18 protein-coding genes, 1 pseudogene and 2 riboswitches are annotated in these 22,577 nt (G+C 72.9%); of the genes and pseudogenes, 6 read left to right on the top strand and 13 right to left on the bottom strand.

Features of this window, described 5'->3' with window-relative positions; all coding sequences use genetic code 11:
- Positions 1-63 precede the first annotated feature (63 nt).
- Positions 64-840 carry a lysophospholipid acyltransferase family protein gene (locus LO772_RS24335; protein WP_231774160.1) on the bottom strand — a complete coding sequence of 259 codons (777 nt, stop codon included), beginning with the start codon at positions 838-840 and terminating at the stop codon, positions 64-66.
- Between the two features lie 291 nt (positions 841-1,131).
- Here LO772_RS24335 and LO772_RS24330 point away from each other — a divergent pair, with 291 nt between their 5' ends.
- A complete protein-coding gene (locus LO772_RS24330; protein WP_231774159.1) occupies positions 1,132-1,917 on the top strand; it encodes an alpha/beta hydrolase in 786 nt (261 codons plus the stop codon).
- Positions 1,918-1,919: 2 nt separating this feature from the next.
- Positions 1,920-2,789 (top strand): hypothetical protein, encoded by an 870-nt coding sequence (locus LO772_RS24325; protein WP_231774158.1) that lies wholly within the window; start codon positions 1,920-1,922, stop codon positions 2,787-2,789.
- 72 nt (positions 2,790-2,861) lie between these two features.
- On the opposite strand, the gene LO772_RS24320 is transcribed toward LO772_RS24325, so the two are convergent.
- From LO772_RS24320 to LO772_RS24300, 5 genes are all read right to left on the bottom strand, one after another.
- The gene (locus tag LO772_RS24320; protein WP_231774157.1) at positions 2,862-3,800 is read right to left on the bottom strand and encodes an ROK family glucokinase; all 939 of its coding nucleotides are present in this window, start codon (positions 3,798-3,800) and stop codon (positions 2,862-2,864) included.
- Between the two features lie 57 nt (positions 3,801-3,857).
- Entirely contained in the window at positions 3,858-4,385 is a 528-nt protein-coding gene (locus LO772_RS24315; protein ID WP_231774156.1) for a DUF5304 family protein, read from the bottom strand.
- A gap of 113 nt (positions 4,386-4,498) precedes the next feature.
- Entirely contained in the window at positions 4,499-5,827 is a 1,329-nt protein-coding gene (locus LO772_RS24310; protein WP_231774155.1) for an ArsA family ATPase, read from the bottom strand.
- A 99-nt stretch (positions 5,828-5,926) separates the two neighbouring features.
- Positions 5,927-6,385: an SRPBCC family protein gene (locus tag LO772_RS24305; RefSeq protein WP_231774154.1), complete on the bottom strand. Its 459-nt coding sequence runs from the start codon at positions 6,383-6,385 to the stop codon at positions 5,927-5,929.
- Between the two features lie 111 nt (positions 6,386-6,496).
- The gene (locus tag LO772_RS24300) at positions 6,497-7,264 is read right to left on the bottom strand and encodes a metallophosphoesterase family protein (RefSeq protein ID WP_231774153.1); all 768 of its coding nucleotides are present in this window, start codon (positions 7,262-7,264) and stop codon (positions 6,497-6,499) included.
- A gap of 174 nt (positions 7,265-7,438) precedes the next feature.
- Here LO772_RS24300 and LO772_RS24295 point away from each other — a divergent pair, with 174 nt between their 5' ends.
- Positions 7,439-9,244: an AMP-dependent synthetase/ligase gene (locus LO772_RS24295; RefSeq protein ID WP_231774152.1), complete on the top strand. Its 1,806-nt coding sequence runs from the start codon at positions 7,439-7,441 to the stop codon at positions 9,242-9,244.
- Positions 9,245-9,425: 181 nt separating this feature from the next.
- Here LO772_RS24295 and LO772_RS24290 read toward each other — a convergent pair whose 3' ends face one another.
- The gene (locus LO772_RS24290; RefSeq protein WP_231774151.1) at positions 9,426-10,640 is read right to left on the bottom strand and encodes a glycosyltransferase family 4 protein; all 1,215 of its coding nucleotides are present in this window, start codon (positions 10,638-10,640) and stop codon (positions 9,426-9,428) included.
- 76 nt (positions 10,641-10,716) lie between these two features.
- Here LO772_RS24290 and LO772_RS24285 point away from each other — a divergent pair, with 76 nt between their 5' ends.
- The gene (locus LO772_RS24285) at positions 10,717-12,000 is read left to right on the top strand and encodes a glycosyltransferase 87 family protein (RefSeq protein ID WP_443089307.1); all 1,284 of its coding nucleotides are present in this window, start codon (positions 10,717-10,719) and stop codon (positions 11,998-12,000) included.
- Here the strand turns inward: LO772_RS24285 and LO772_RS24280 are convergent.
- The 5 genes and pseudogenes from LO772_RS24280 to LO772_RS24260 all read right to left on the bottom strand — a co-directional run.
- Positions 11,981-12,958, bottom strand: a pseudogene (locus tag LO772_RS24280) (M48 family metallopeptidase); the annotation flags it as partial. The gene LO772_RS24285 and the pseudogene LO772_RS24280 sit on opposite strands and share 20 nt — an antisense overlap.
- 298 nt (positions 12,959-13,256) lie before the next feature.
- Positions 13,257-14,657: a hypothetical protein gene (locus LO772_RS24275; protein WP_231774149.1), complete on the bottom strand. Its 1,401-nt coding sequence runs from the start codon at positions 14,655-14,657 to the stop codon at positions 13,257-13,259.
- Between the two features lie 102 nt (positions 14,658-14,759).
- Complete coding sequence (locus LO772_RS24270) at positions 14,760-15,866, bottom strand: C40 family peptidase (RefSeq protein WP_231774148.1); 1,107 nt, start codon at positions 15,864-15,866, stop codon at positions 14,760-14,762.
- A gap of 12 nt (positions 15,867-15,878) precedes the next feature.
- Positions 15,879-16,017, bottom strand: a riboswitch (cyclic di-AMP (ydaO/yuaA leader).
- 742 nt (positions 16,018-16,759) lie between these two features.
- Positions 16,760-18,049, bottom strand: a complete 1,290-nt coding sequence (locus tag LO772_RS24265) for an NYN domain-containing protein (RefSeq protein WP_231779698.1) — start codon at positions 18,047-18,049, stop codon at positions 16,760-16,762.
- A gap of 1,034 nt (positions 18,050-19,083) precedes the next feature.
- The gene (locus tag LO772_RS24260; protein WP_231774147.1) at positions 19,084-19,341 is read right to left on the bottom strand and encodes a hypothetical protein; all 258 of its coding nucleotides are present in this window, start codon (positions 19,339-19,341) and stop codon (positions 19,084-19,086) included.
- A gap of 332 nt (positions 19,342-19,673) precedes the next feature.
- Here LO772_RS24260 and LO772_RS24255 point away from each other — a divergent pair, with 332 nt between their 5' ends.
- Both LO772_RS24255 and LO772_RS24250 read left to right on the top strand, forming a co-directional pair.
- The gene (locus tag LO772_RS24255) at positions 19,674-20,279 is read left to right on the top strand and encodes an exonuclease domain-containing protein (RefSeq protein ID WP_231774146.1); all 606 of its coding nucleotides are present in this window, start codon (positions 19,674-19,676) and stop codon (positions 20,277-20,279) included.
- A gap of 38 nt (positions 20,280-20,317) precedes the next feature.
- Positions 20,318-20,605, top strand: a complete 288-nt coding sequence (locus tag LO772_RS24250; RefSeq protein ID WP_231774145.1) for an Lrp/AsnC family transcriptional regulator — start codon at positions 20,318-20,320, stop codon at positions 20,603-20,605.
- A 70-nt stretch (positions 20,606-20,675) separates the two neighbouring features.
- Here LO772_RS24250 and LO772_RS24245 read toward each other — a convergent pair whose 3' ends face one another.
- The gene (locus LO772_RS24245) at positions 20,676-22,085 is read right to left on the bottom strand and encodes an aminotransferase class V-fold PLP-dependent enzyme (protein ID WP_231779697.1); all 1,410 of its coding nucleotides are present in this window, start codon (positions 22,083-22,085) and stop codon (positions 20,676-20,678) included.
- Between the two features lie 91 nt (positions 22,086-22,176).
- Positions 22,177-22,291, bottom strand: a riboswitch (SAM riboswitch).
- Between the last annotated feature and the right edge of the window lie 286 nt (positions 22,292-22,577).

Genomic DNA, 22,577 nt, shown 5'->3' with positions numbered 1-22,577 from the left:
GGGCCCGGCGGGCAGTGCCCGACCGGTCGTCGGGCGCGCGTCGGGGGCGTTCGCCGCGCGGTGTCAGGCCTCGGGCTTCGGTTCGTCGGCGTCGCCCGGCTCGTCCGGTCCGGCGCCGCGCTTCTCCTTCGCGGCCTTCTCCGCCGCGGCGGCCTGTTTGCGGGCCTCGGCGACGGCCTTCTTGGCGTCCGCGGCGTAGACGTCGACGTACTCCTGGCCGGACAGCTCCATCAGCGCGTACATGATCTCGTCGGTGACCGAGCGGAGGATGAAGCGGTCGTCCTCCATGCCCTCGTAGCGGGAGAAGTCGAGCGGTTCGCCGATCTTTATGCCGACGCGCATGATCTTCGGGATGACCTTGCCGGGCGGCTGGATCTTCTCCGTGTCGATCATGACGACGGGGAGGACGGGGGCGCCTGATTCCAGGGCCATGCGGGCGATGCCGGTCTTGCCGCGGTAGAGGCGTCCGTCGGGCGAGCGGGTGCCCTCGGGGTAGATGCCGAGGAGCTGGTCCTGGCCGAGGACCTTGAGGCCCGCCTGGAGGGCGGCCTCGCTCGCGGTGCCGCCGGTGCGGTCGACGGGCAGTTGGCCGACGCCGCGGAAGAACGCCGCGGTGAGCCGGCCCTTGACCCCGCGGCCGGTGAAGTAGTCCATTTTGGCGAGGAACGTGACCCGCCGGGTGACCATCGCGGGCAGGAAGAACGAGTCGGAGAAGGACAAGTGGTTGCTCGCCAGAATCGCCGGTCCGCGTTCGGGGATGTTCTCCCGGCCCTCGACCTCGGGGCGGAAGAACAACCGCAACAAGGGGGCGACGATGGCTTTCATCAGCCGGTAGAACAACCCTGACCTCCTCGTGAGCCGACTCGAACCTTAAGGCATGTCCTCGGGCTGGTCCCCTGGCCGGGCGTACGCGGCTGTACGGCGTACGCGCCCCCGTGGGAACATGCCGGTGGACCGGCCCGACGGGCGCGCGAGGTGGGGCGCGGCGTTCGCGGGCCGTCCCGCCGGCCGCCGTGCGCCGTCGGCGCACGGCGCGCAACCGGCACAATCGACGAGTCCGCACCGCCACACGCGGCCGTCACGCGCCCCCGGGGTCGCGGACGCCCCGCGAGGAAGTGAGAGGAGCCGCCGGTGTCGATCCTGCCTGGTGCCGAGCCGTACGAGCGCGACGGAGGCCCCGTCGGCTTCCTGCTCGCCCACGGCTTCACCGGCACCCCGCAGTCGCTGCGGCCTTGGGCCGAGCGCCTGGCCGACGACGGCCTGACGGTGTCCCTGCCGCTGCTGCCCGGCCACGGGACGCGCTGGGAGGACATGCAACTGACGACCTGGCAGGACTGGTACGCCGGTATCGAACGCGCCTTCGACAACCTGCGCGGCCGGTGCCGACAGGTCTTCGTCGGCGGCCTGTCGATGGGCGGCACCCTGGCGCTGCGCCTCGCCGAGCAGCGCGGTGAGCAGGTCGCCGGGCTCGTGCTGGTGAATCCGTCGGTGCACGCCGACGACGCGCGCCTGAAGGCGCTGCCGGTCCTCAAGCACCTCGTGCGCTCGCTGCCGGGCATCGGCTCGGACATCCGCAAGGAGGACGCGGTCGAGCTGGCGTACTCGCGCGTGCCCCTGAAGGCGCTGCACTCGCTGACCAGGCTGTGGCCGCTGGTCCAGGCGGACCTGCCGCAGGTCACGCAGCCGGTGCTGCTGTTCCGCTCGCCCCAGGACCACGTCGTCGCGCCCGCCAACTCCGAGACGGTGCTGGCGCGGATTTCGTCGACGGACGTGACCGCCGAGCAGTTGCCCGACAGCTACCACGTGGCCACCCTGGACAACGACGCGGACCTCATCTTCACCCGAAGCCTGGAATTCGTGCGCCGTCTGACCACGTTGGATCGTCAGGACGACGGCAAGGACGACGCGAAGGACTGAGAGTGCCAGGACGTGGCAACGGGCTCGACGCGGAGTCGTACAAGCCCCTCACCGACCTCGACCCCGAGTACGCGGACGACATGCTCGACACGCTGCGCTCGGAGGGCGTGGCGGCGTATGTGACGCCGCTCGACCACGAGCCCGGCCTGCTGCGGCTCTGGGTGGACGCCGCCGCGACGTCGCGGGCGCGGACGCTGCTGCGGACGCGTCGCGAGGCCTGGGCCGAGGCCGCGGACGACGACGAGGCGGGCGAGGCGGGCGAGACCTCCGAGCGGGAAGGCGCCGAGGCGAAGGCGTCGACCGTCGCGGACGGCGACGCGGCGGGCCCCGCGACCGGGACGGCCGCCGGCACCGCCGCGCCCGACGAGGACGAGTTGTGGGCGCAGATCGTCGCGGGCTTCGACACCGAGGTCGCCGACCCCGTGCCGCGGTGGCCGGTCGCGGAGGACATCGACCCGGGCGGACCGGCGCCGACGGGCGGGCGCAAGGGCGGCAACGTGACGCGCCCGGGCGACGGCTCGTTCCGCATCGGCGTCGTGACGCCGGGCCCGCGCGACTGGTCGCCCGCCGAAGGCTCGCCGAACAAGGACGAGCCGGAGGAGCCGGACGAGCTCGACGAGGATCCCGACGAGCATTTCGTCCCGCCGCCTCCGCCGCCGCTGCCGAAGACCGACGTGGCCACCAAGCTGGCCTGGGTGGCGCTGCTGGGCGGGCCGCTCTTCCTGCTCGGCGCGGTCCTGCTCGGGCGGCCGATCGGCGAGTGGACGACGTTCGCCGCGATCGCGGCGTGCGGCGGCGGCTTCATCGCGCTGGTGTCCCGGCTGCGCCGCGACCAGGACGAGGACGACCCGGACGACGGCGCGGTGGTGTGACGCGGCGCGGTCGCCACGACGGCCGCTGACGCGCGGCGCCTTCGCGGTGTCGCCGATCCGCCCGGCGCCGGGTCAGACCCGGGCCAGGTCCGCCGCCCCGACCAGGCCCGCGTCCGGGCCGAGGGTCGCGACGACCACCTCGGCGGCCGGACGGTGGCCGCGCGTGAGGATCCGGTGGTACGCGGCCAGGGCGGGCGTCAGCAGCAGCTCGCCGGCCTCCGAGACGCCGCCGCCGAGGACGAACGCGGCCGGGTCCAGCATCGCGGCGAGGTCCGCCATTCCCTGCCCGAGCCATTCGCCGACCTCGCGGAACGCGGCCAGCGCGACGGGGTCGCCGAGCCGTGCGGCCTGCGTGACGTGGGGCCCCCGGAGGCCCGCGGGGGTGCCGTCGCCGAGGGCGAGGAGTTTCTCGGCCGCCTCGGGCTCGCCGACGGCGCGCTCGCGGGCGAAGCGGGTCAGGGCGTTGCCGCTCGCGTACTGCTCCCAGCAGCCGTTGTTCCCGCACCCGCACGCCAGGCCGTCGGGCACCATGCGCATGTGGCCCGGCTCGCCGGCGATGCCGTTGCGCCCGCGTACCAGCCTGCCGCCCTGCACCATCGCCCCGCCGATCCCCGTGCCGACGGTCAGGCAGACGACGTCGTCGTGCCCGGCGCCCGCTCCGAAGCGGACCTCGGCCCACGCCGCGGCGTTGGCGTCGTTCTCGACGACCACGGGCAGGCCGACCGCGCCCTGGACGCGGTCGCGCAGGGGCTCGTTCACCCAGGCGGGGACGTTGGCCGAGAACAGCACGGTCGCGCGGTCGGCGGCGATGAAACCGGCCGCGCCCAGCCCGACGCCCTCGATGACGCGGCCCTCCGCCAGGCGGCGCACGGCGTCGCAGATCGTCTCGGAGACCGCGTCCGGGTCGCTCGGTGTCGGGATCTTCGTCCGGTCCAGGACCGCGCCCGTGGCGTCCACGACGCCCGCGAGGATCTTGGTGCCGCCGATGTCGACGCCGATCGTGAGTCCCATGTGCCGTGTTGTCCTCGGTGGTTCGGGGGTGGGAGGCGGTACGGGCGTGCCCGTCGGTCAGGCGGAATCGTCGTCGAAGGCGCCGCCCGAAGTCTCGGGGTCGTCCTTGCGCGGCCGGTCCGGCCGCTCGGTTTGCTCATCCGGTGCGTCCGCGTCGTCGTCGAGGTCGAGCGCGACGCGCTCCGTCGGCGCCGACCGGGATGCCCAGCGGCGCTCCCGCGCGGCGACGAACGCCCGGTAGGCGGAGAGCAGTTCGGAGCCGGCCGCGCCCAGGTGCGCGGCGACGTCGGGGTGGCGCCGCAGCAGCGGTTCGACGACCTTGCCGTGCACCTCGTCGCGGACGTCGCCGAGTTGCTCGACCAGGACCTCGGCGAGCCTGCGGGCCTCGTCGGCGAGGCGGTCCGCGGGTGACGCGGGACCCGGGTCGGCCGGGTCGCCGGGCGCGGCGCCGGTGTCACCGCCGCCGCCGGGCGGGTGCGCACCGGTGTCGTCCGGGTCACCGCGCTCGGTGTCACCGGATACGGGATCCACGACGTCCGCCCATGGATCGTCGGATCCGTCCGTCGTCTTCCTCGAAGGGTTCATCCGCCGTATTCTCCCGCGCGACCCGCCGTTCCGGCGACCTCACCCGGCGACCCACCGGGTGTGTTTCCCGCAAAATCCGACAGGAACCGGGGCCCAGTTGTGTCCCCGGGGCGTCAACGCCGCATCCACACACCGGGGTCCGGGACGAAGCGCACCCGCAGCGCGCCGCCGCGCAAGCCGGCTCCCTCGATGACGCAGCGGCGCAGCGCGGAGGGGAGCGGGATCATCCGGCGGTGGGCCCCCACGGTCACGATGAGTTCGTCGCCGCGCCGCAGCAGGTCCAGGTCGCCGCGGTCGGCACCGGGCAGCGGGACGACGAGGACGAGGCGCTCGCCGTCGGATTCGACGTCGAAGGGTTCCGCGGCGGCGTCGAGGACGGCCGGGACCTCGATCTCGTGCCCGACGACCGGCGGCAGTCCCGCGGCGAAGGCGGCCAGCGCGTCGGCGCCGATCGGCTCGTCGTCCGCCGCGGCGAGCACGGCGATCCGGGCCTCCGGGAACAACTCCCGGAGGGCTTCGGCGCGTTCGTCCGGGGTAGCGGCGGAAATCCCGGCGTACGGAGCGCTGTTGACGACGACGTCGTCGACGCGGCGGCCGTGCAGCGCGAGTGCGGTCGCCGCCCGGCGGTCGCCCGCCCCGGCCACGCGGCCGGCCCGGGTGACAAGTCGGATGGTCGTGGTCGGTGCGTCCAACACCCGGCGGGTGGCGTCGAGTTCGGCGATACCGGCGCGGGCGGTGTCGAACAGCCAGTCGTCGGGCATCGGGACGCCGGCGAACGCGGCGAGCACCGGCCGCAGCGCGCGGGCCGCCTGCCGTTCGACGGGGAGGAGGCGGTCCAGGTAGCGGGTGAGCGATTCGGGGCCCGCGAGCATCGGGGCGGCTCGTTCGACGGGGGGCAGATCGACGACGACGAGGTCCCAGGGCGTTTCGGCGGCGGCCTTTCCGTCGGTGCCGTCGGGCGTGTCGGCTCCGGTCGCGTCCGCAGCCGCCGGGGTCGCCGGCCCGGCACCGGTCGGCCGCCCCGGTCCGGGCGCACCCGGGAACTCCCCGATGCCGAAAGGCTCGTGGCCGACCGCGCCGAGGTGCCGGGCGAGAACGCGCAGTGCCAGGGCGTCGGCGGCGCCCGGCACCGCGGTGATCTCCTCGGGTTCCAGGGGGTCGACGCCGATCATGGCCAGGAGGCCGCCGAACCGGCTTTGCAGGCGCAGGACTTCGCGTTCCAACTCGTCGCGCGCCACGACGCGCGCGGCATGCAGGCCGGGAGCGGCCTCGACGGGTTCGGCGCCCAGCGCGGCTCCGAGGACGGTCTCCAGGTCGGCGGAGCCGTCGGCCCCGAGCAGCAGAGTGCGTGCTCCGTCGCGGGCCGACGCGGCGGCGGTCGCGGCGGCCACGGTCGTCCGGCCCGCGCCTCCCGCACCGGTGACCAGCACCACGCGCGTCATCCGGCACCTCCCGGGGCGGGTCGGTCGGGCACGTGCGCCACCGCGCGTCCTCCCGTCTCCGGAACCACCGTGCGCGCCATCGAGCGAACCGCCACGCCCTCAGTCGTTCTTCACGGTGCCGGGCCGCTGCTCGACACGCTTCTTCAGCCCGGAGAGCGCGCGGTCGATGATGACCTTCTCGGCCTTGCGCTTGATCATCCCGAGCATGGGGATCTTGACGTCGACCCGGAGTTCGTACGTGACCTCGGTGCCGGCGGCGACCGCTCGGAGCGCGTACGACCCGTCGAGCGACTTGAGCATCTGGCTGGACACCAGCGTCCAGCGGACCTCGTCGTCGCCGTTCCAGGTGTAGGCGAGCGTGTGTTCGTCCTTGATGGCGCCGGCGTCCAGGACGAAGCGCACGCGCGTGCCGCGCCCGATGTGCTCGTCCTTCTCCAGGACCTCGGCCTCCTTGACCTCGCCGGTCCAGTCCGGGTACTCGGCGAAGCCCGCGATGACGGCCATGACCTCGGTCGGGGTGGCGTCGATCGTGATGCTCGATCTGGTCCGTTCCGCCATCGTCAGCAGCCCTCCGGAAGCCTTTGTCCTGCCGCCGTCCCGGGCGGGGACGCTGCGGTTCCGTTGCGAAGGCTACCGCGCCGGGCCACCCGCGTGGCGCCGACCGTCCGGCTACCAGGTCAGGACGTACGGGCGGCCGGTTGCCTGGAAGTGACCGACATTGACGCACTCCGTACGCCCGATGCGCATACGCCGAGCGAGCGGCTGGTGAACATGGCCGAACAAGGCGAACTTCGGTTGCGTCGCCCGGATCGCCTCCAGCACCGCCTCGCTGCCACGTTCGAAGCGCCGGGCCACGACGTCGTACGTCAGTTCGGGCACGGCGGGCGGGATGTGGCAGCACAGCACGTCGACCGGGCCGAGCGCGGCGACCTTGGCGGCGTACTCCTCGTCGGAGACCTCGAACGGCGTGTGCATCGGCGTCTTGAGGCCGCCGCCGACGAACCCGAAGGTGCGGCCGCCTATCTCGGTGGTCGTGCCGTCGAGCACGGTGACGCCGTCGCGCACGTAGTCCTTCCACAGCGCGGGGATGTCGACGTTGCCGTAGGTCAGGTAGGTCGGGTCGGGGAACGCGGCGAAGAGTGCGGCGTACTGCCGGCGCACGGCGGTCTCGATGGCGTCCTGCGGATCGGACTCCAGCGACGCCCACAGGGCGCGCGAGAACGACCGGGCCTCGTCGAACCGTTTGGCGGTGCGCAGCTCGACGAGTCGCGCGGCGTTGTCGCGGCCGAACAAGTCGGGAAAGATCCCCTGCGTCAGATCGTGGTAATCGATGAAGAGGATGAGGTCGCCCAGGCAGACAAGGGCATCGGCGCCGTCACCCGCCCGGGCCAATGCCGCCGCCTCACCGTGTACGTCGCTCACCACGTGGACCCGCATATGCGCAGGGTATTCGCTTACCCTCGGAGACACGGGCACGACGGAAGCACACGGCACCCGAGGTGACGCATGGCACAGGATGGTCGGCGCCCCTGTTCCGACCGTCTTTTCTTCGACCTTACTTGCCAGTAACGTCTGCCCGACCACTGGCACCCGCCAACAAGGAGCAGCTCCGTGCGCGAGTTCAGCGTCCCGGCCGTGGCCGAGGTTCCCGCCGAAGGCAACCTGACCGACATCATCAGGACCAACGCGGCCGAATTCCCGGCCGCACCGGTCCTGTCCCGCAAGGTCGAAGGCCGCTGGACCGACGTGACCTCCGCGGAGTTCGAGGCGCAGGTCCGCGCCGCGGCCAAGGGCCTGATCGCGTCCGGCATCGCGGCCGGCGACCGGGTCGCGGTGATGGCGCGCACCCGCTACGAGTGGTGCCTGCTCGACTTCGCCATCTGGTACGCCGGGGCGGTCAGCGTGCCGATCTACGAGACCTCGTCCGCCGAGCAGGTCGAGTGGATCCTCACCGACTCGGGCGCCAAGGCCCTCGTCGTGGAGTCGGCCGACCACGAGGCGATGGTCGCGGGGCTGCGCGGCAACGTGCCCGGGCTCGACCACGTGTGGCGCATGGACGACGGGGACGGGCCCGCGGTCGAGGCCGCCCTCGCCGAGGCCGGTGCCGACGTCGAGGACGCCGAGGTGGAGAAGCGCCGCGCGGGCCTGACGGGCGCGAGCACCGCGACGCTGATCTACACGTCGGGGACGACCGGCCGCCCCAAGGGCTGCGTGCTGTCCCACCGCAACTTCCACGGCGCCGCGACCAACCTCGTCGAACAGCTGGACGAGCTGTTCAGCGTCGAGAACCCGTCGTGCCTGCTGTTCCTGCCGCTGGCCCACGTGCTCGGCCGGGAACTCCACATCATTTGCATGGCGGCGCGCGTACGCACCGGGCACTGCCCGGACATCAAGCAGCTCAGCACCGAACTCGCCGATTTCAAGCCGACGTTCGTCCTCGCCGTCCCGCGCGTCTTCGAGAAGGTCTACAACACGGCGAGCGCCAAGGCGGAGGCCGACGGCAAGGGCAAGATCTTCAAGGCCGCCGCGGACACCGCGATCGCGTACAGCGAATCCCTCGACGGGCGCGGCCCAGGCTTCGGCCTGCGGGTCAAGCACGCGATGTTCGACAAGCTCGTGTACGCCAAGCTGCGTGCCGCGCTCGGCGGCCGGTGCAAGTTCTCCGTGTCCGGCGGGGCGCCGCTCGGCACGCGGCTCGGGCACTTCTACCGCGGCGTGGGCCTGACCGTCCTCGAAGGCTACGGCCTGACCGAGTCGACGGCGGCGACCTCGCTCAACCCGCCGAGCGCGGTCCGCATCGGCACCGTCGGCCGCCCCATCCCCGACTCGGCGATCCGCATCGCCGACGACGGCGAGATCCTGCTCAAGGGCATCAACATCTTCTCCGGCTACTGGCACAACGACGCCGCCACCGAGGAGGCGTTCGAGGACGGCTGGCTGCGCACCGGCGACCTCGGCACGCTGGACGACGACGGCTACCTCACGGTGACCGGCCGGAAGAAGGAGATCCTGGTGACCGCGGGCGGCAAGAACGTCGCCCCGGCGGTGATCGAGGACCGCATCCGCGCGCACTCGCTGATCAGCGAGTGCATGGTGGTCGGCGACGCCCGCCCGTTCGTGGCGGCGCTGGTCACCATCGACCCGGAGACCTTCCCGCACTGGAAGGCGACCCACGGCAAACCGGCCGACGCCACCGTCGCCGACCTCCTGGCCGACCCGGACCTGATCGCCGCCGTCCAGGAGGCCGTCGACGAGGGGAACAAGGCGGTCTCGCGTGCCGAGGGCGTCAAGAAGTTCCGCATCCTCACCATCAACTTCACCGAGGAGAGCGGCCACCTCACGCCGTCGATGAAGCTCAAGCGCAACCTGGTGATGAAGGACTTCGCGTCGGACGTGGAGACCATCTACACGGCATAACCCGCGCGAGGGCGATGGACGCGCCCGGCCGACGGCGACCGAGCCGTGGGCCGGGCGTTCCGCCCAGGGCAGGCCGGCGCGGGGGCGAGCGGGGCGCGCCCCGCCGACCGGCGACCCCGTGGGGGCCGGGCGTTCCGGCAGGGTGGGCCGACCTGGGACGGGCGGGGCCCCGGGCCGAGGGTTACGCGTAGCCGAGCAGCCCCCGCAGCCGGGCGGCCAGCACATCCCAGCGCCAGGCCTCGGCGACCCAGCGGCGACCGCGTTCGCCCATCGCCGCGGCCCGGGCCGGGTCGCGCAGCAGTTCGGTGATCCGGGCCGCGACCCGGGCGGGCGCGGTGCCGTCGACGACGTATCCGGTCTCGCCGTCCAGGACGGCGTCCGGGGCGCCGCCGGAGTCACCCGCGACGACCGGCCGCCCGACGGCGGAGGCCTCCAGGTAGACGATGCCGAGGCCTTCCACGTCCAGCCCCCGGCGCCGCGTGCGGCACGGCATCGCGAACACGTCGCCCGCCTCGTGGTGGGCGGGGAGTTCGGCCCACGGCACCGGCCCGGTGAACATCACCGAGCGACGGACGCCGAGCGCGTCGACCAGCTTCTCCAGGTCCGCGCGGTACGGCCCGCCGCCCACGATCAGCAGTGCCGCGTCCGGGACTTCGCGCAGGATCGCGGGCAGTGCCCTGATCAGCGTGTCCTGGCCCTTGCGCGGCACCAGCCGCGAAACGCACACCACCACGGGCCGGTCGGCCAGCCCGAGGCGGGCCCGCACCTCGGACCCGCCGACGCCGGGCCGGAAGACCGTCTCGTCGACGCCCGGCGGCAACCGCGCCATGCGCGCCGCCGCGTCGGGCCGCAGCGCGGGGGCGATGCGCGACCGCGTGTACTCCCCCAGGTACGTGACCGTGTCGACGCTGTCGCCGATCCGGCGCAACAACTGCCGGGAGGCGGGCAGTTGCGCCCACCCGGCCTCGTGCCCGTGGGTGGTCGCCACCAGGCGCGTCGCCCCCGCCGCACGCAGCGCCGACCCCATCAGGCCGAGCGGCGCGGCGGCACCGAACCACACGGCGTCGCACCCCTCGCCCCGGGCGATGTCCCCGGCCCGGCGGGAGATCCACGGATAGGGCACCATCATCTTGGTCGCGTCGCGGATCACGGGGAACGGCTGCGCGCGGTCGAACGCACGGACCTCGCGGTTGTCCTGCCACGACGACGTGTAGACGACCACGCTGTCCCGCGGCAGACGCGACGCCATCGCGTGGACGAACGACTGGATGCCGCCCGGGCGCGGCGGAAAGTCGTTGGTGACGATCAGCGTTCGCGCGGTCGGCGCACGATCGGCCGCGGGGGGCTCCTCGCTGCTCGACGTCGTGTTCGGGAAAGTGTGCGTCGGGTCGTTCATCGGGTCCCGATGATGGCAGACGGTACGGTGACGCGCACGACGCCGACCTCCGGTGATGAGGAGATCCGAGGAGACCATGAGCCGCGAAGCACGCTGGACCATCGCCGCGGCATGGGTCGTGTCGCGCGCCTGGTTGCTCTTGACGACTCTCGGCGTCCTGCACAACCCCTACCCGATAGTCACCAGTGACGTCCCGGGCATCTACCAGCCCTGGTACGAGGTGCTGCGGTCCGGGACCTTCCCCGTCGACGACGTCATGTGGCAGTACCCGCCGGGCGCGGCGGGCGTGTTGCTGCTGCCGGGGCTGATCACGCCGCTGTCGTACACCCACGCCTTCTTCACCCTGATGCTGGTCGCCGACGCGGTCGCCCTGGTGTGCCTGCTGCGCGGCCGGTCCCCCCTGGGGGCGGGGCTGTGGGTGCTCGCGGTGCCGCTGCTGGGCCCGATGATCCTGTCGCGGTACGACCTGTTCGTCACCGCGCTGGCGGTCGCCGCACTCATGCTGCTCGCGTCGCGCCCGCGGCTCAGCGGCTTCGTGATCGGCATCGCGACGGCGGTCAAGGTGTGGCCGCTCCTCCTGCTCCTCGGCGCGCCGCGGCGCCGCGTGGTCGAACTCGCGCTGTACGCGGTGCTGGGCGCGGGCGCGGTGGTCCTGGGCTTCGCGGCCGTGCTGCCGGGGGCGTTCGACTTCCTGGACGCGCAGGGCAGCCGCGGCATCGAGATCGAATCGGTGTTCGCCACGCCGTTCCACCTCGCGCGCGACAACGGGTGGTCCGGCGAGGTCCGGTTCAACTACGGTTCGATCGAATTCCTCGGCCCGCACGTCGGCACCGTCGCGGTCGTCAGCCTGGTGACGAGCGCGCTGAGCATGCTGTGGCTGCTGTTCTGGCGGCTGCGGGCCCGGCGCTGGACGGAGGCGACACCGTACGACGCCGCGCTGACCGCGGTGCTGCTGTTCGTCGTGACCAGCCGGGTGCTGAGCCCGCAGTACATGGTGTGGCTGATCGGCCTCGCGGCGGTGTGCCTGACGCGACGCGAGACCACGCAGCGCCCGATCGCGGTACTCATCCTGCTCGCGGTACCGCTCACCACCTGGGAGTTCCCCATCTGGTTCGGGTCGCTGATGGCCGGCGAGCCCGAGGCGATCCTGGTGCTGCTGCTGCGCAACGCGCTCCTGGTGGGCGCGGCCTTCTGGTCGGCCGCGCGGCTGTGGCGGGCCGCGCAGCCGCTCCCGGTCAAGGCCGAAGATCCGCCGGCTCCGGGACCCCGTGCAGCTTCGCCCAGTCCCGCGCCAGTGCGATCCGTTGCGCCGCTGCCGGATGCGACGCGAACAGCGCGTGAAGCACAGGGTTCGGGGTGAGGTTCGCCTGATTGGTGAGCGCGAGTCGGCGCTGCATCGCGGCGAACCCCTCCGGGTCGCGGGTGAGATCGAGGGCGTGGACGTCGGCGCGGGCCTCCAGCCGACGGCTGACCAGCATCTGCACCGGCCCGGACACCGTCACGACCACGGCGACGACGGCCAGCAGCAGCGCGAGGGCGCGGGGGTCGCCGGCACTGTCGGCCGAGGCGCGGCGCAGCAGGGGCCGCCAGGTCGTCGCGAGCCCGGTCAGGCAGATGCCGGCCGCCACGCCGGCCGCCCCGATGAGGGTGCCGTGCAGCACGTCGTGGCGTTTGGCGTGGCCGAGTTCGTGCGCGACGATCAGCTCGATCTCGCGCGGCGACGCCGCGTTCAGGGTCGTGTCGTAGACGACGATGCGACGCGTCGAACCGAACCCGGAGACATACGCGTTGAGGGCCGTCGTCCGGCGTGAGGCGTCCGCGACGAGGACGTCGTCGACGGGGACGCCGTCCTTCTCGGCGAGTTCGAGCAGCGAGGTGCGCAGCGGCCCGTCCGGCATGCGGTGGAACGAGTTGAACGCCGGTTCCACCACCAGCGGGTACAGGAACGACAGCGCCACGACCAGCAGCGCGCCGGCGCCGGCGGCGATGGGCCACCCGGCGCGCGGCCAGTGGCGTACCAGCGCGAACAGCGCGACCAGGACCGCGACCAGCAGGCCTGTCGACATCGCGAAGCCCTTGGCGACGTCGAGCCACCAGTTCCCCCAGCTCTGGACCGACAGCCCGTGGTGGCGGCGGACGGCCTCAAGCCGCGCGTCGAACGGCAGCGCCACGACGCGGCCGATCAGCAGCAGGGCCACGCCGCCGAGTACGACCTGCCACACCCAGCCGCCGCCGAGCGGACGCGCGACCGCGGTGACCAGGCGCGCGCCCAGCGGGGTGAGGCCGAGCAGCAGCGACACGACGAGCGACAGCGCCATCGACAGGTAGGCGGGCGGACGGGACTGCTCGGCGAGGGCCCGGCCCCGGGCGATCTCGGCGACGCCGAAGTCGCGTGCCGCGTCGGGCGCGACCGAGCCGCCCGGGACGGCGGGCAGGGGTCGCCACGGGGTGGTGACCACCAGGGCGACCACGAGCACGGCGGCGGTGGCCGCCAGGCACACGACAAGCACTTTCTGACCGGTCATCGGCCGGTTTCCCTCCCCGTTTCCCGAGCGGCACGGCGGGTGAGCGACCGTGCCGGTGTCGTGCGGCGCACGCGTGGCGGTCCGTCCCGGCTCACCGGACCTGCGTGGTGACGTACGCGATCCAGGCGCCCGTGAACTCCTCCGGCGTGGTGCCCAGGACGTCGGCGAACGCGGCGGCGAGCCGTGCCTTCTGGTCCGGCGCGCCGCCGCCGGGGCCGTCGGTGCCGGCCGCCCGGTAGAACGCGACCAGTTTCTCCTGGCCCCAGCGCTCCGCGATGAGCCGGCAGGCCAGCCAGCCCATCTCGTACGCCTGCGGAAGCGCCTCGTGCGTCGTCGCGAACTGCTCGTCGGTGGGCAGCGACTGGGGCACTTTTCCGGCCAGGACGTCGCGGCGCAGTTCGGGAGCCGCGCTGCGGACACTCTGCCCCGCGTCGAGGTAGCCGACGTAGTCCGCGAAGCCCTCGGACAGCCAGGTGGGGGTCCAGTTGCGGGTGAAGGCCCGGCTCGCGACGTGGGTGATCTCGTGGGTCATCACGACGCGCCTTTCGATGGCGCCCAGTTCGCGGAACGCGTCGGGGTTCACGATCACCCGGTCGGCGGCGGCGTCGTCGGCCGAGGCCCCGCGTTCGCCCGTGGTGACGGCGGCGATCCGCGCGTACTGCTGCGGTTCGGCGCCCAGCATGCGGGCCATCTGCGCCTGGTCGGCGGGCACCACGACGACCGCTTTGCCGGGCCACCGGTCGCCCCAGACCTTGCCGACGTCCGCGACCGCGGTCTCGATGTCCTTTTGGTACAACGGCAGTTCGGCGACCCGGTCGCCGACTCCCAGCACGATGCCGATATCGGTGCGGAGCACGTGGACGGGCCCGAGGTCCCACGGCTGCACCGCACCGTGCAGGCCGCTCGCGTCGCCGTCGCCGTCGGCCGCGAGGTACCACGCGCCGTCGCGCGACACAAAGGTCAGGTATTGCGCGCCGCGCACCGGCGCGGTGTCGAAGTCGGCGACGCGGTAGACGAGATCGACGCGCGCGGTGGCGGTGGCCGTGCCGCCGAGCACCGCGCGGCGGGCGTCGCCGAGCGGGAACGGGTCCGCCTCGACCACCTCGTACTCCCACGACGAGAACGGCACGGCGGCGGCGTTGTCGAACACCTTGGCCTGGGCATCGCGGAACGCCGGGGAGCGGGGGTCGACGGTCGCGAGGAAGGCGTCGCGGTCGCGGTCCCGGAAAGCGGCGGCCCGGCGGTCCAGGAGCCGCGCCAGCTCAGCGTGGTCCTTGAGCCGGGGTACGGCGCCCGGAGGCTCGACGGCCGTCTCGGCGCGCGGGCCGGCGGACGGCGGTGCCGCCGGCGCGGGCAGGGCCGCCCGACGCTGATCGGACGACGTCAGCCCGAGAATCCCCAGGGTGAGCCCGAGTGCCGCTGTGACGGTGAAGACCACGAGCAGCAGGAACCACCGGGGGGTCCGTCGCTCGTTCGGGCTCCGGCCGTCCACCCAGTGATCGTACGAGACCACACGTCAGGGCACCTGTCGAGCGTGGCGTCCGGGGGACGTGACGGCGGCGGACCGGCTGGGATCGGCCCGCCGCCTTGCGGGTCAGGAGACGCGCACCACCTTGACGACCGGCATGGAGTTGAGCGGGGCGTACCGCACGGTGCTGCCGGTGCTCGGGGCGTGGATGATCTGGCCGTTCCCGGCGTAGATCCCGACGTGCGACATGCCGCTGTAGTAGATGACCAGGTCACCGGGCTGGATCTGGCTGACCGAGACGCTGCGCCCCGCACCGGCCTGGCCCTGCGAGGTACGCGGCAGGGAGACGCCGGCCTGCTTCCACGCGTAGCCGGTGAGGCCGGAGCAGTCGAACGAGCTGGGCCCGGTCGCGCCGTACACGTAGGGCTTGCCGATCTGCGCCGCCGCGGCGGCCACCGCGGCACCGGCCCGGCCGCTGACCGGGACATTGGCCGCAGGCGTCGTCGTCGTGGACGTCGCGCTCGGCTTGGTGGTGGTCTTCGACGAGGACGGCGAGGTCGAGGGGGACGGCTTGGCGCTCGCCTCGGCCGCGGCCTTCTCCTCCGCCGCGTGCTCCGCGGCCAGCAGCGCCTCGCGCTCGGCCTGCGTCAGGGTGTTGAGGAGGGCCTGGGCCTTCTGCAGCTTCTGCTCGATCTCCGCCTTCTTGGCGGTGAGATCCTTGCGGGTCTGGTCGAGCTGCCCGAGCTTCTGCGAGGCCTCGGCCCGCTCCTGGTCGAGGATCCGCTTCTTCTCTTGGAGCTGCTTGAGCGCCTCGGCCTGCTGCGCGTTCATCTGGTCGAGGGCCGACACCTTGTTCAGGTAGTCGTCCGGATTCTCGGACAGCATGAGCTGGAGCGACGGGGCGAGCCCGGCGCTGCGGTACTGGGCGCTGACGAACGCACCCATCTGGCTCTGCAGCGCGATGTAGTCCGCCTGCTCCTGGACGATGCGCTCCTGAACCCGCTCGACCTCCGCCTGGAGTTGCTCGGTCTTCTCCTGGAAGCCGTTGAACTCCTCGGTGGCGATCTCCGCCTCGTGGTTCAGTGTCTGGATCTGCGCCTTGACCTGGTCCTTCGACTGAGCGGGGTCGGCCTGGCTCGTGCCAGAGGACAGAGCGACCGCGGTCGCGGCGGCAGCGGTGAGCACGCCTACACGGGCCTTGCTCGGCTTCTTGGGTCGTCGGTGGGACGCCACGAAGGCGAACTCCTTCTTCCTCACGGCCGCCTACCGGGTGAGCTGACGGGTTCGGGCCGGAAGAAGCCCTACGGCACGAGGGAGGTCGTACCGATTCACCCCAAGGGGAGTTGGTTCCCCGGTTCCGGTTCGGCCTGGGCGGCTTCCCCGGATTCGGCGGTCGTGCCCGCCACCGCCCCGGATGGGCGGTCGACTTCACAGGCACTCGGCCCAGACATTAGTGACCTCGCCGTGATCCGTTCAAATCAATCCGAAAACTTTTACCTCCGAATCGGGGATATCTGCCTGTGAGGCAACAAGCGGTCGTTCACAGGGCAGCCATTTGTTCATATTTTCGTGGTCGTTTCCGCTTCGGTTCGCCGGCGGGCGAGACCCCGGGCGGCGGCTCGGCCGCGGGCGTGCCCGGAGGGCCTTCGCGCAGGTCAGGCTCATAGCGCAAGGGGGCACAAAGATCAACTTCGGCCATCACGGTGATGCACTCGACCGTCGCGGGCGCAAGATCGAAGCACCCACCGTCCGCCATTGTTCGCCCTCCGGGCAAATCACCCGCTTCGGCGATGGAGCGACGCCCTGTGGGATGTGCCACATCGACAGGCACATGTCGACACGCTCGTGCATTTCCCCCTGATCCACTTGATTGAGATGAAAAGTCCGATTTTCCATCGAGAATCGACGGAACGACACATTCAGCACACGCCGGACCCAGGGCACGGCACGTACGGCAGCAGACCCGCATGCTCGCCCATCCCTTCCGTTGCGTTCCGGTGGAGCACGTACACGGAACACACGGTAGGGACGGGCACTGACACAACGTCACATGTCAACCACCGCAGTCGAGATGGGGCGCTCCCGCACCACCCGGTCACCGCCGGGCGCGCACGGCCCCGACCGCCTCACCCGCGCGCGAGGCGCCGCAGCAACATCGTCGACGGCACCGGGCGCGCGCCGGCCCGGCGTACCCCGTCGGCCACCTCGCGGTCGGACGAGACCACGATCACCGGACGCCCCAAAGGCTCGGCCCGCACCATGCGGCGGATCAGCTCGTCGGCGGTCTCCCCCGCCTTGCTGAACCGCACCCGCACCCCGCGCGGCGGGGCCAGCAGCACCGGCGCGTCCAACTGCGCGCCGTCGAACACACAGGTGACCTCGCACCCGGTCTGCGCCGCGATGACCGCCAGCCCGCCCAGCAACCGCACACGCTGCTCCGAAAGCGCGAGGGTCGGGTAGCCCGTCTTGGTGACGTTGTAGCCGTCGATCACCATGTGCGCCTGCGGCAGGCTCAGCAACTGGTCGAGCAGAGCGGGGTCGTCGCCTTCCAGGGCACGCTTGGCGACGTCCTTCGGACTCGCCCCCTCGGGCGCCACGGCGTCGACGGTGTCGGCGGGACGCATGCCGACCGGCGGCAGCGCGAGTTCCCGGCGCAGGCCTTGGGCGGCCTCCAACACGGTGTCGAGGAGCAGGCGTACGCGCGTGTCCTCCATGCTGCGGCCCTCACGCGCGGCACGGCGGCTCGCCTCCAGGGCCGATTCGACCTCCGAGACGCGCCCGCGCAGCCGCCGCGTCTCCTTGTCGGCCGCCGCCACCGCGGCCTGCGCCTCCGAGCGCACGGCCGCCAATTCGGCCTGCGCGCGCTTGGCCTCCTTCTCGGCGTGCTTGGCGCCGCCTTGCAGGCCGCGTACTTGGCGCCGCAACTGCTCGGCCTCCTTGCGGGCCCGGTCGAGGTCGGCGCGCAGCTTCTCCTGCTCCGACCGCGACGAGGCGCGCAACGCGCCCAACTCGGCCTCCAGGCGGTCGACCACCGCCGCGGCCTCGGCTCCCGCGCGATCCCGCGCCGCCTTTTCGGCGGCCTGCCCCGCGCGGTCCAGCAACCGCGTCCATCCGCGGGGCCGCAGCAAGTAGGCGGCGGCGGCGACGTCCAGCGGATCGGCGGCGGCGGGCGGACGCCCCGCCTCCAACGCGGCGGCCAGATCGGGCAGGCCACGACGCAGTCGCTCAGCTATGCGCTGCCGGAACACCGGGTCGTTCTCCAGGACTCCGGCCAACGGCGTCGCCGCGAGCTTCGCCCGCCGCGAGGGCGTGAAGCGCGCGAACTGCCGCAACGGCACCGGAATCTCGTCGGACGTCATCGCCCCGAGCCCGTCGGCCGCCAACGCGATGACGCGCTGCCGCACCCCGTCGGGCAACGGCCCGCGCGCGGCATCCGCGTCGTCGGACTCGCCCTCGGGGGAGTCGGAGGCGGCCCCGGGTGCCGGCGCCTCACCGTCCCGCGGCGAGGCGCCGGCACCGGACGGCCGCTCACCCCGGTCGGCCGGCGCGGGCTCGTCGGCGGCGGTGCGGTCTCGCGAGGCCCCGTCCTGATCACGGGCCGGTTCGGGTGCGGGGTCGGCGTGGTGTGCGCGCGCTTCGCCGTCGCGGGAGACCTCGGCGTCGCCCGACGGGCGTTCTTCGGCGGCGCCGGTCTCGGGGGCGTGGCCCGTCGCGGTGTCGGAGGCGGCCGTTCCGTTGCCGGTCGGCGGCCCTCCGGTGGCCGCTTCGGTACGGGACGCCTCGCCGGGAGACCGCCACACCGCGTCGTGTCGGCCGGGGGCGGACGCCCAGGCCGGGCCGGATCCCGGGACGGACGGGACGGCGTCGCGGGCGAGATTCCCCGGCTCCGCTCGTGTGTCCGACTCGCCCACTGGTCCTCCGGTTGGTCTGCGCCCGGTCTCCCCTCGCCGGGCCGGTTCGTTGGCTCCTGATCATGGCCTGCCCGCCCGAATGGGTGGACACGCCTCCCCGAGACGATGCCGAACCGATGCACAAACGGCGCAACGATCGCGGCCCGAAAACAAGGTCGGCCCGCCAGCGTGCCGTGCCGGACACGGCTCCCGCCACCCCAAAGTGCCACACCGGACCGAATCCATGGCCGCCCAACGGGACGTTCTCCGGCGCGTCGGCCACTGCCGGCACCGCCGCACACGGCCCCGGGACACGCCCGGCACGCGTCGGGCGGACGGGTGCGACCGCCGTGTCCGCGGTGGCCGCGGCCCTCCGGTGCGGGGTATCGCGCACACGGGTGCGGCATCAATCGTCCGGCCTTCGCGCCGGGTGCCGGAACCGCCTCCGGCCGCGCCGAGACAACGCGTCCACCAGGGGAAACACCGCCGACGCACACTCCGGCACCCGAGGACCGGCGGCTGATTCCCGTCCCCGGCGCCGTCGCGTCGCCGGGGCCTCGTCAGTCCGAGGCCGGGCCGTCCTCCTCCGCGCCGGGGCGCGGGACCAACTGCACCGAGTCGGTGGCGTTGCACCACCGGCAGCGCACCGATTCGATCGTGTCCTCCAGCACCTCGCGCTCGTCGACCCGGGGCTCACCGGCGAGGTCGAGGTGGACGAACTCCACCGCCCGCGTCGTCCGGGTCACGTCGAACCGGGTCAGGTTTCCGCACAGCGAGCAGCGCCACCGCGTCGCCGCGGTGGGGGCTGGGACCGACATGGACGTTCCTCTTTCGGTTTTCGGTCGTTTCGGGGCCAGTTGCTCCCGCAGGGTGCCCCGGGCGTTCCCCGGGGTCCGCTCCGGGCCGCCCACCATCATCCCGCGCCCCGCCGGGCGACCTTGCCGGGAGGGCGTCCGCGTCCGTGTCAGGGCGGATCCGTACCGTTCGCGGCATGAGCAGCCACGCGTCCGGACCTCCAGTGCCCGTTCCCGTGCCGCGACCAGGTTCGTACGACGTGGCTCCGCCATGGTCGGACGGCCCCGCGCGGGACAGTACCGAACCAACGCACGCGGTGCGAAACGCGTCCGCCGCGCGGAGCCGCGGCACACCCTTGGACCGCCAGATATTCGTGGTCGTCGACGTGGAGACGACCGGCCTCGACGCCGAGAGCGACCGGATCACCGAGATCGCCGCGGTGCGGCTGCGCGGCGGCGACGTGCTCGGCGAGTTCGCGACCCTGGTCGCGCCCGGGATCCCGGTCCCGGCCTTCATCACGACGCTCACCGGCATATCGGACGCGATGGTCACCCAGGCGCCGCCGCTGCGCGACGTGCTCCCCGCGTTCCACGACTTCGCGCGGGACGCGGTGCTGGTCGCGCACAACGCGCCCTTCGACATCGGCTTCCTGCGGGCGGCGTGCGCGTCCTGCGGTGAGCGGTGGCCGCATCTGGTCGTCGTCGACACCCTGGAGCTTGCCAGGACCCTGGTGTCACGCGGCGAAGTGGCCAATTACAAACTCCCGACTCTCGCCCAATTGTTCGACTCGCCGTCGCCGTCCGCGCACCGGGCCACCGCGGACGCCCGCGCGACCGCGCACATCCTGGGCGCCCTCATCGCGCGTCTGCGCCGCGCCGGCGTGCACGACCTGTCCGGCCTGCTCGGTTGCACCGCGCACCCGAGCGATCCGGCTCCTGATCGCGGCGCGGCTGCCCGATAGGCTCGTAAGCCCGTACGGCCCGAGGAGAGGCAGCCGCTGTGATCACCGCGATCGTGCATGTCAAGGCCGCCGTCGACCGCATTCCGGAGATCGCCGAGGCGATCACCGCGATCGACGCCGTGAGCGAGGTGTACTCGGTGACCGGCGAATTCGACTTGGTCGCGATGGTCCGCGTGCGCGTGCACGACGAGTTGGCGGAGGTCATCCCCGGGCGCCTCAACAAGGTGCCCGGTGTGCTCCACACCGAGACGCACATCGCGTTCCGCACCTACTCCCGGCACGATCTGGAGGCCGCGTTCGCGATCGGCCTCGACGACGCGCTCTGATCCCCGGCGCCCGGAACGCGCTTGAGGTGTCAGGGCGTTCGCGGCGAAAGCGCCTCCGCCCCGACCGTGGTCACCGCACACCCGCCGCCGCGACGGGGCCGCGCGGGTCGGCGTCCGGGACGCAGCGCCCGCCGTCGGTGCGGTAGCTCCAGCGGGCACCGCGACGCACCAGCTCGCGCACCGCGGCGAGGAAGCGGTCGATGTGCTCGTCCGGTGTCCCGGCGCCGAAACTCACCCGGATCGCGTTGAGGTTCTGCTCCCCCGTCGGCGCGTCGGGCGCACCGCACTCCGCGGGCGCGTCGGTGCGGGCGCCGAGGAGCCGGCGGACCAGCGGGTGCGCGCAGAAGAGCCCGTCCCGCACTCCGATCCCGTACTCGGCGGACAGCGCCGCCGCGAAGCGCGAGCTGTTCCATCCGTCGACGACGAAGGACACGACGGCCACGCGGGGCGATTCCGGGCCGAACAACTCCAGCGTGCGCACCTCGGGCACCTGGGCCAACCCGTCCCGCAGGCGTGCCGCCAGGGCCTCCTCGCGTGCCGCCAGCACCGCGGGGCCCGCCTCCGTGAGCGCCCGGCAGGCCGACGCGATGGCGTACGCGCCGATCACATTCGGTGAGCCGGCCTCGTGGCGGGCCGGGCCGTCGTTCCACTCCACCGAGTCCGCGGTGACCGACTTGCTCGCGCCGCCTCCCGCGAGATAGGGCTCGGCGTCCGCGAGCCAGTCCGCGCGTCCGGCCAACACCCCCGCGCCGAACGGTGCGTAGAGCTTGTGCCCGGAGAACGCCACCCAGTCCACGTCGAGTCCGGTGACCGACACCGGGTGGTGCGGGGCGAGTTGGGCCGCGTCGAGCACGATGCGGGCACCGTGCCGGTGGGCGACCCGGGCGAGGTCGGCGACCGGGAACAGCTCGCCCGTGACGTTGGACGCGCCGGTCACACACACCAGGCGCGGCCCGTCGCCCGCGTCCGCGGCGAGCGCCGCGTCGAGTGCGGCGACCGCGCCCGCGTGGTCGGTGGGAGCCGGCAGGCGGGTCACGCGGTCGGCGCGCCGCCACGGCAGCAGGGCCGCGTGGTGCTCGGTCTCGAAGACGAACACCCGTGTCCCGTACGGCAGTACCGACGCCAGCAGGTTGAGCGAATCGGTCGTGCCGCGCGTGAACAGCACCTGGTCGTCGGGGCGGACGTCGAGGTACGCGGCGACCGTCGCGCGGCTGGACTCGTAAAGGTCGGTCGACAGTTGCGACAGGTAGCCGGCGCCGCGGTGCACGCTGCCGTAGAAGGGCAGGTACGCGGCGACGTCGTCCCATACCCGCTGGAGGCAGGGGGCACTGGCCGCGTAGTCGAGCGCGGCGTACTCGATGTCACCGCCCGTGACCAGCGGGACGCGCACGTCGCGGCCGACGACGGCGAGCGGCGGTGCGAGGCCGGGCGTCCCGGCCGACGGCTCGGTCGACGGCGCGGCCGGTGCGCTCACGGAAATCCGGGACGAAACCGACGAATTGGCAATAAATGCGGCAGCGGTCATGGCGACACTCCAGGGCCAGGGACCCCGGTTGCCATCGCTTCGCAGAGGTCCGCGCTTGCCGGAACACGGTTGTGTCCAGCCTGGTCATCACCCGGGGCACCCCACCGCGGAGGAGGGTTGCCGGACAGCAGGCCGGGGCCGAAACGCTGTCACTCGTGACCTGGGAAGCATTATTACCGGAGGATCCCCCGACAGCCAAGACGGTATCGCCGCGGCCCGCGCCGCGTACCGGACGATCCGGGCAACTCCCGCCGCCCGCAGGCACGTTGAGGGAGTGCGGGACCGCCGTCGGGGCCCCCGGAGACCAGCCCGCGAGGCACCCGCGACCCCCGGTTCGCGGAAGCGGCTTCTCTCGCGTATCCGCCGCCCGACCGCCCGCCGCACCAGGCAGATCGCGGATGTCGTGGACACCGAAGGGCTCCCCTCGGGTATCCGCCGTGCGACAGC

Origin of the sequence: Yinghuangia sp. ASG 101 (assembly GCF_021165735.1) — a bacterium.
In the GTDB taxonomy this organism is placed as follows: Bacteria; Actinomycetota; Actinomycetes; order Streptomycetales; family Streptomycetaceae; genus Yinghuangia.
The sequence above is the reverse complement of the archived record's forward strand: the minus strand, read 5'-3'. Positions and strand labels throughout refer to the sequence as shown.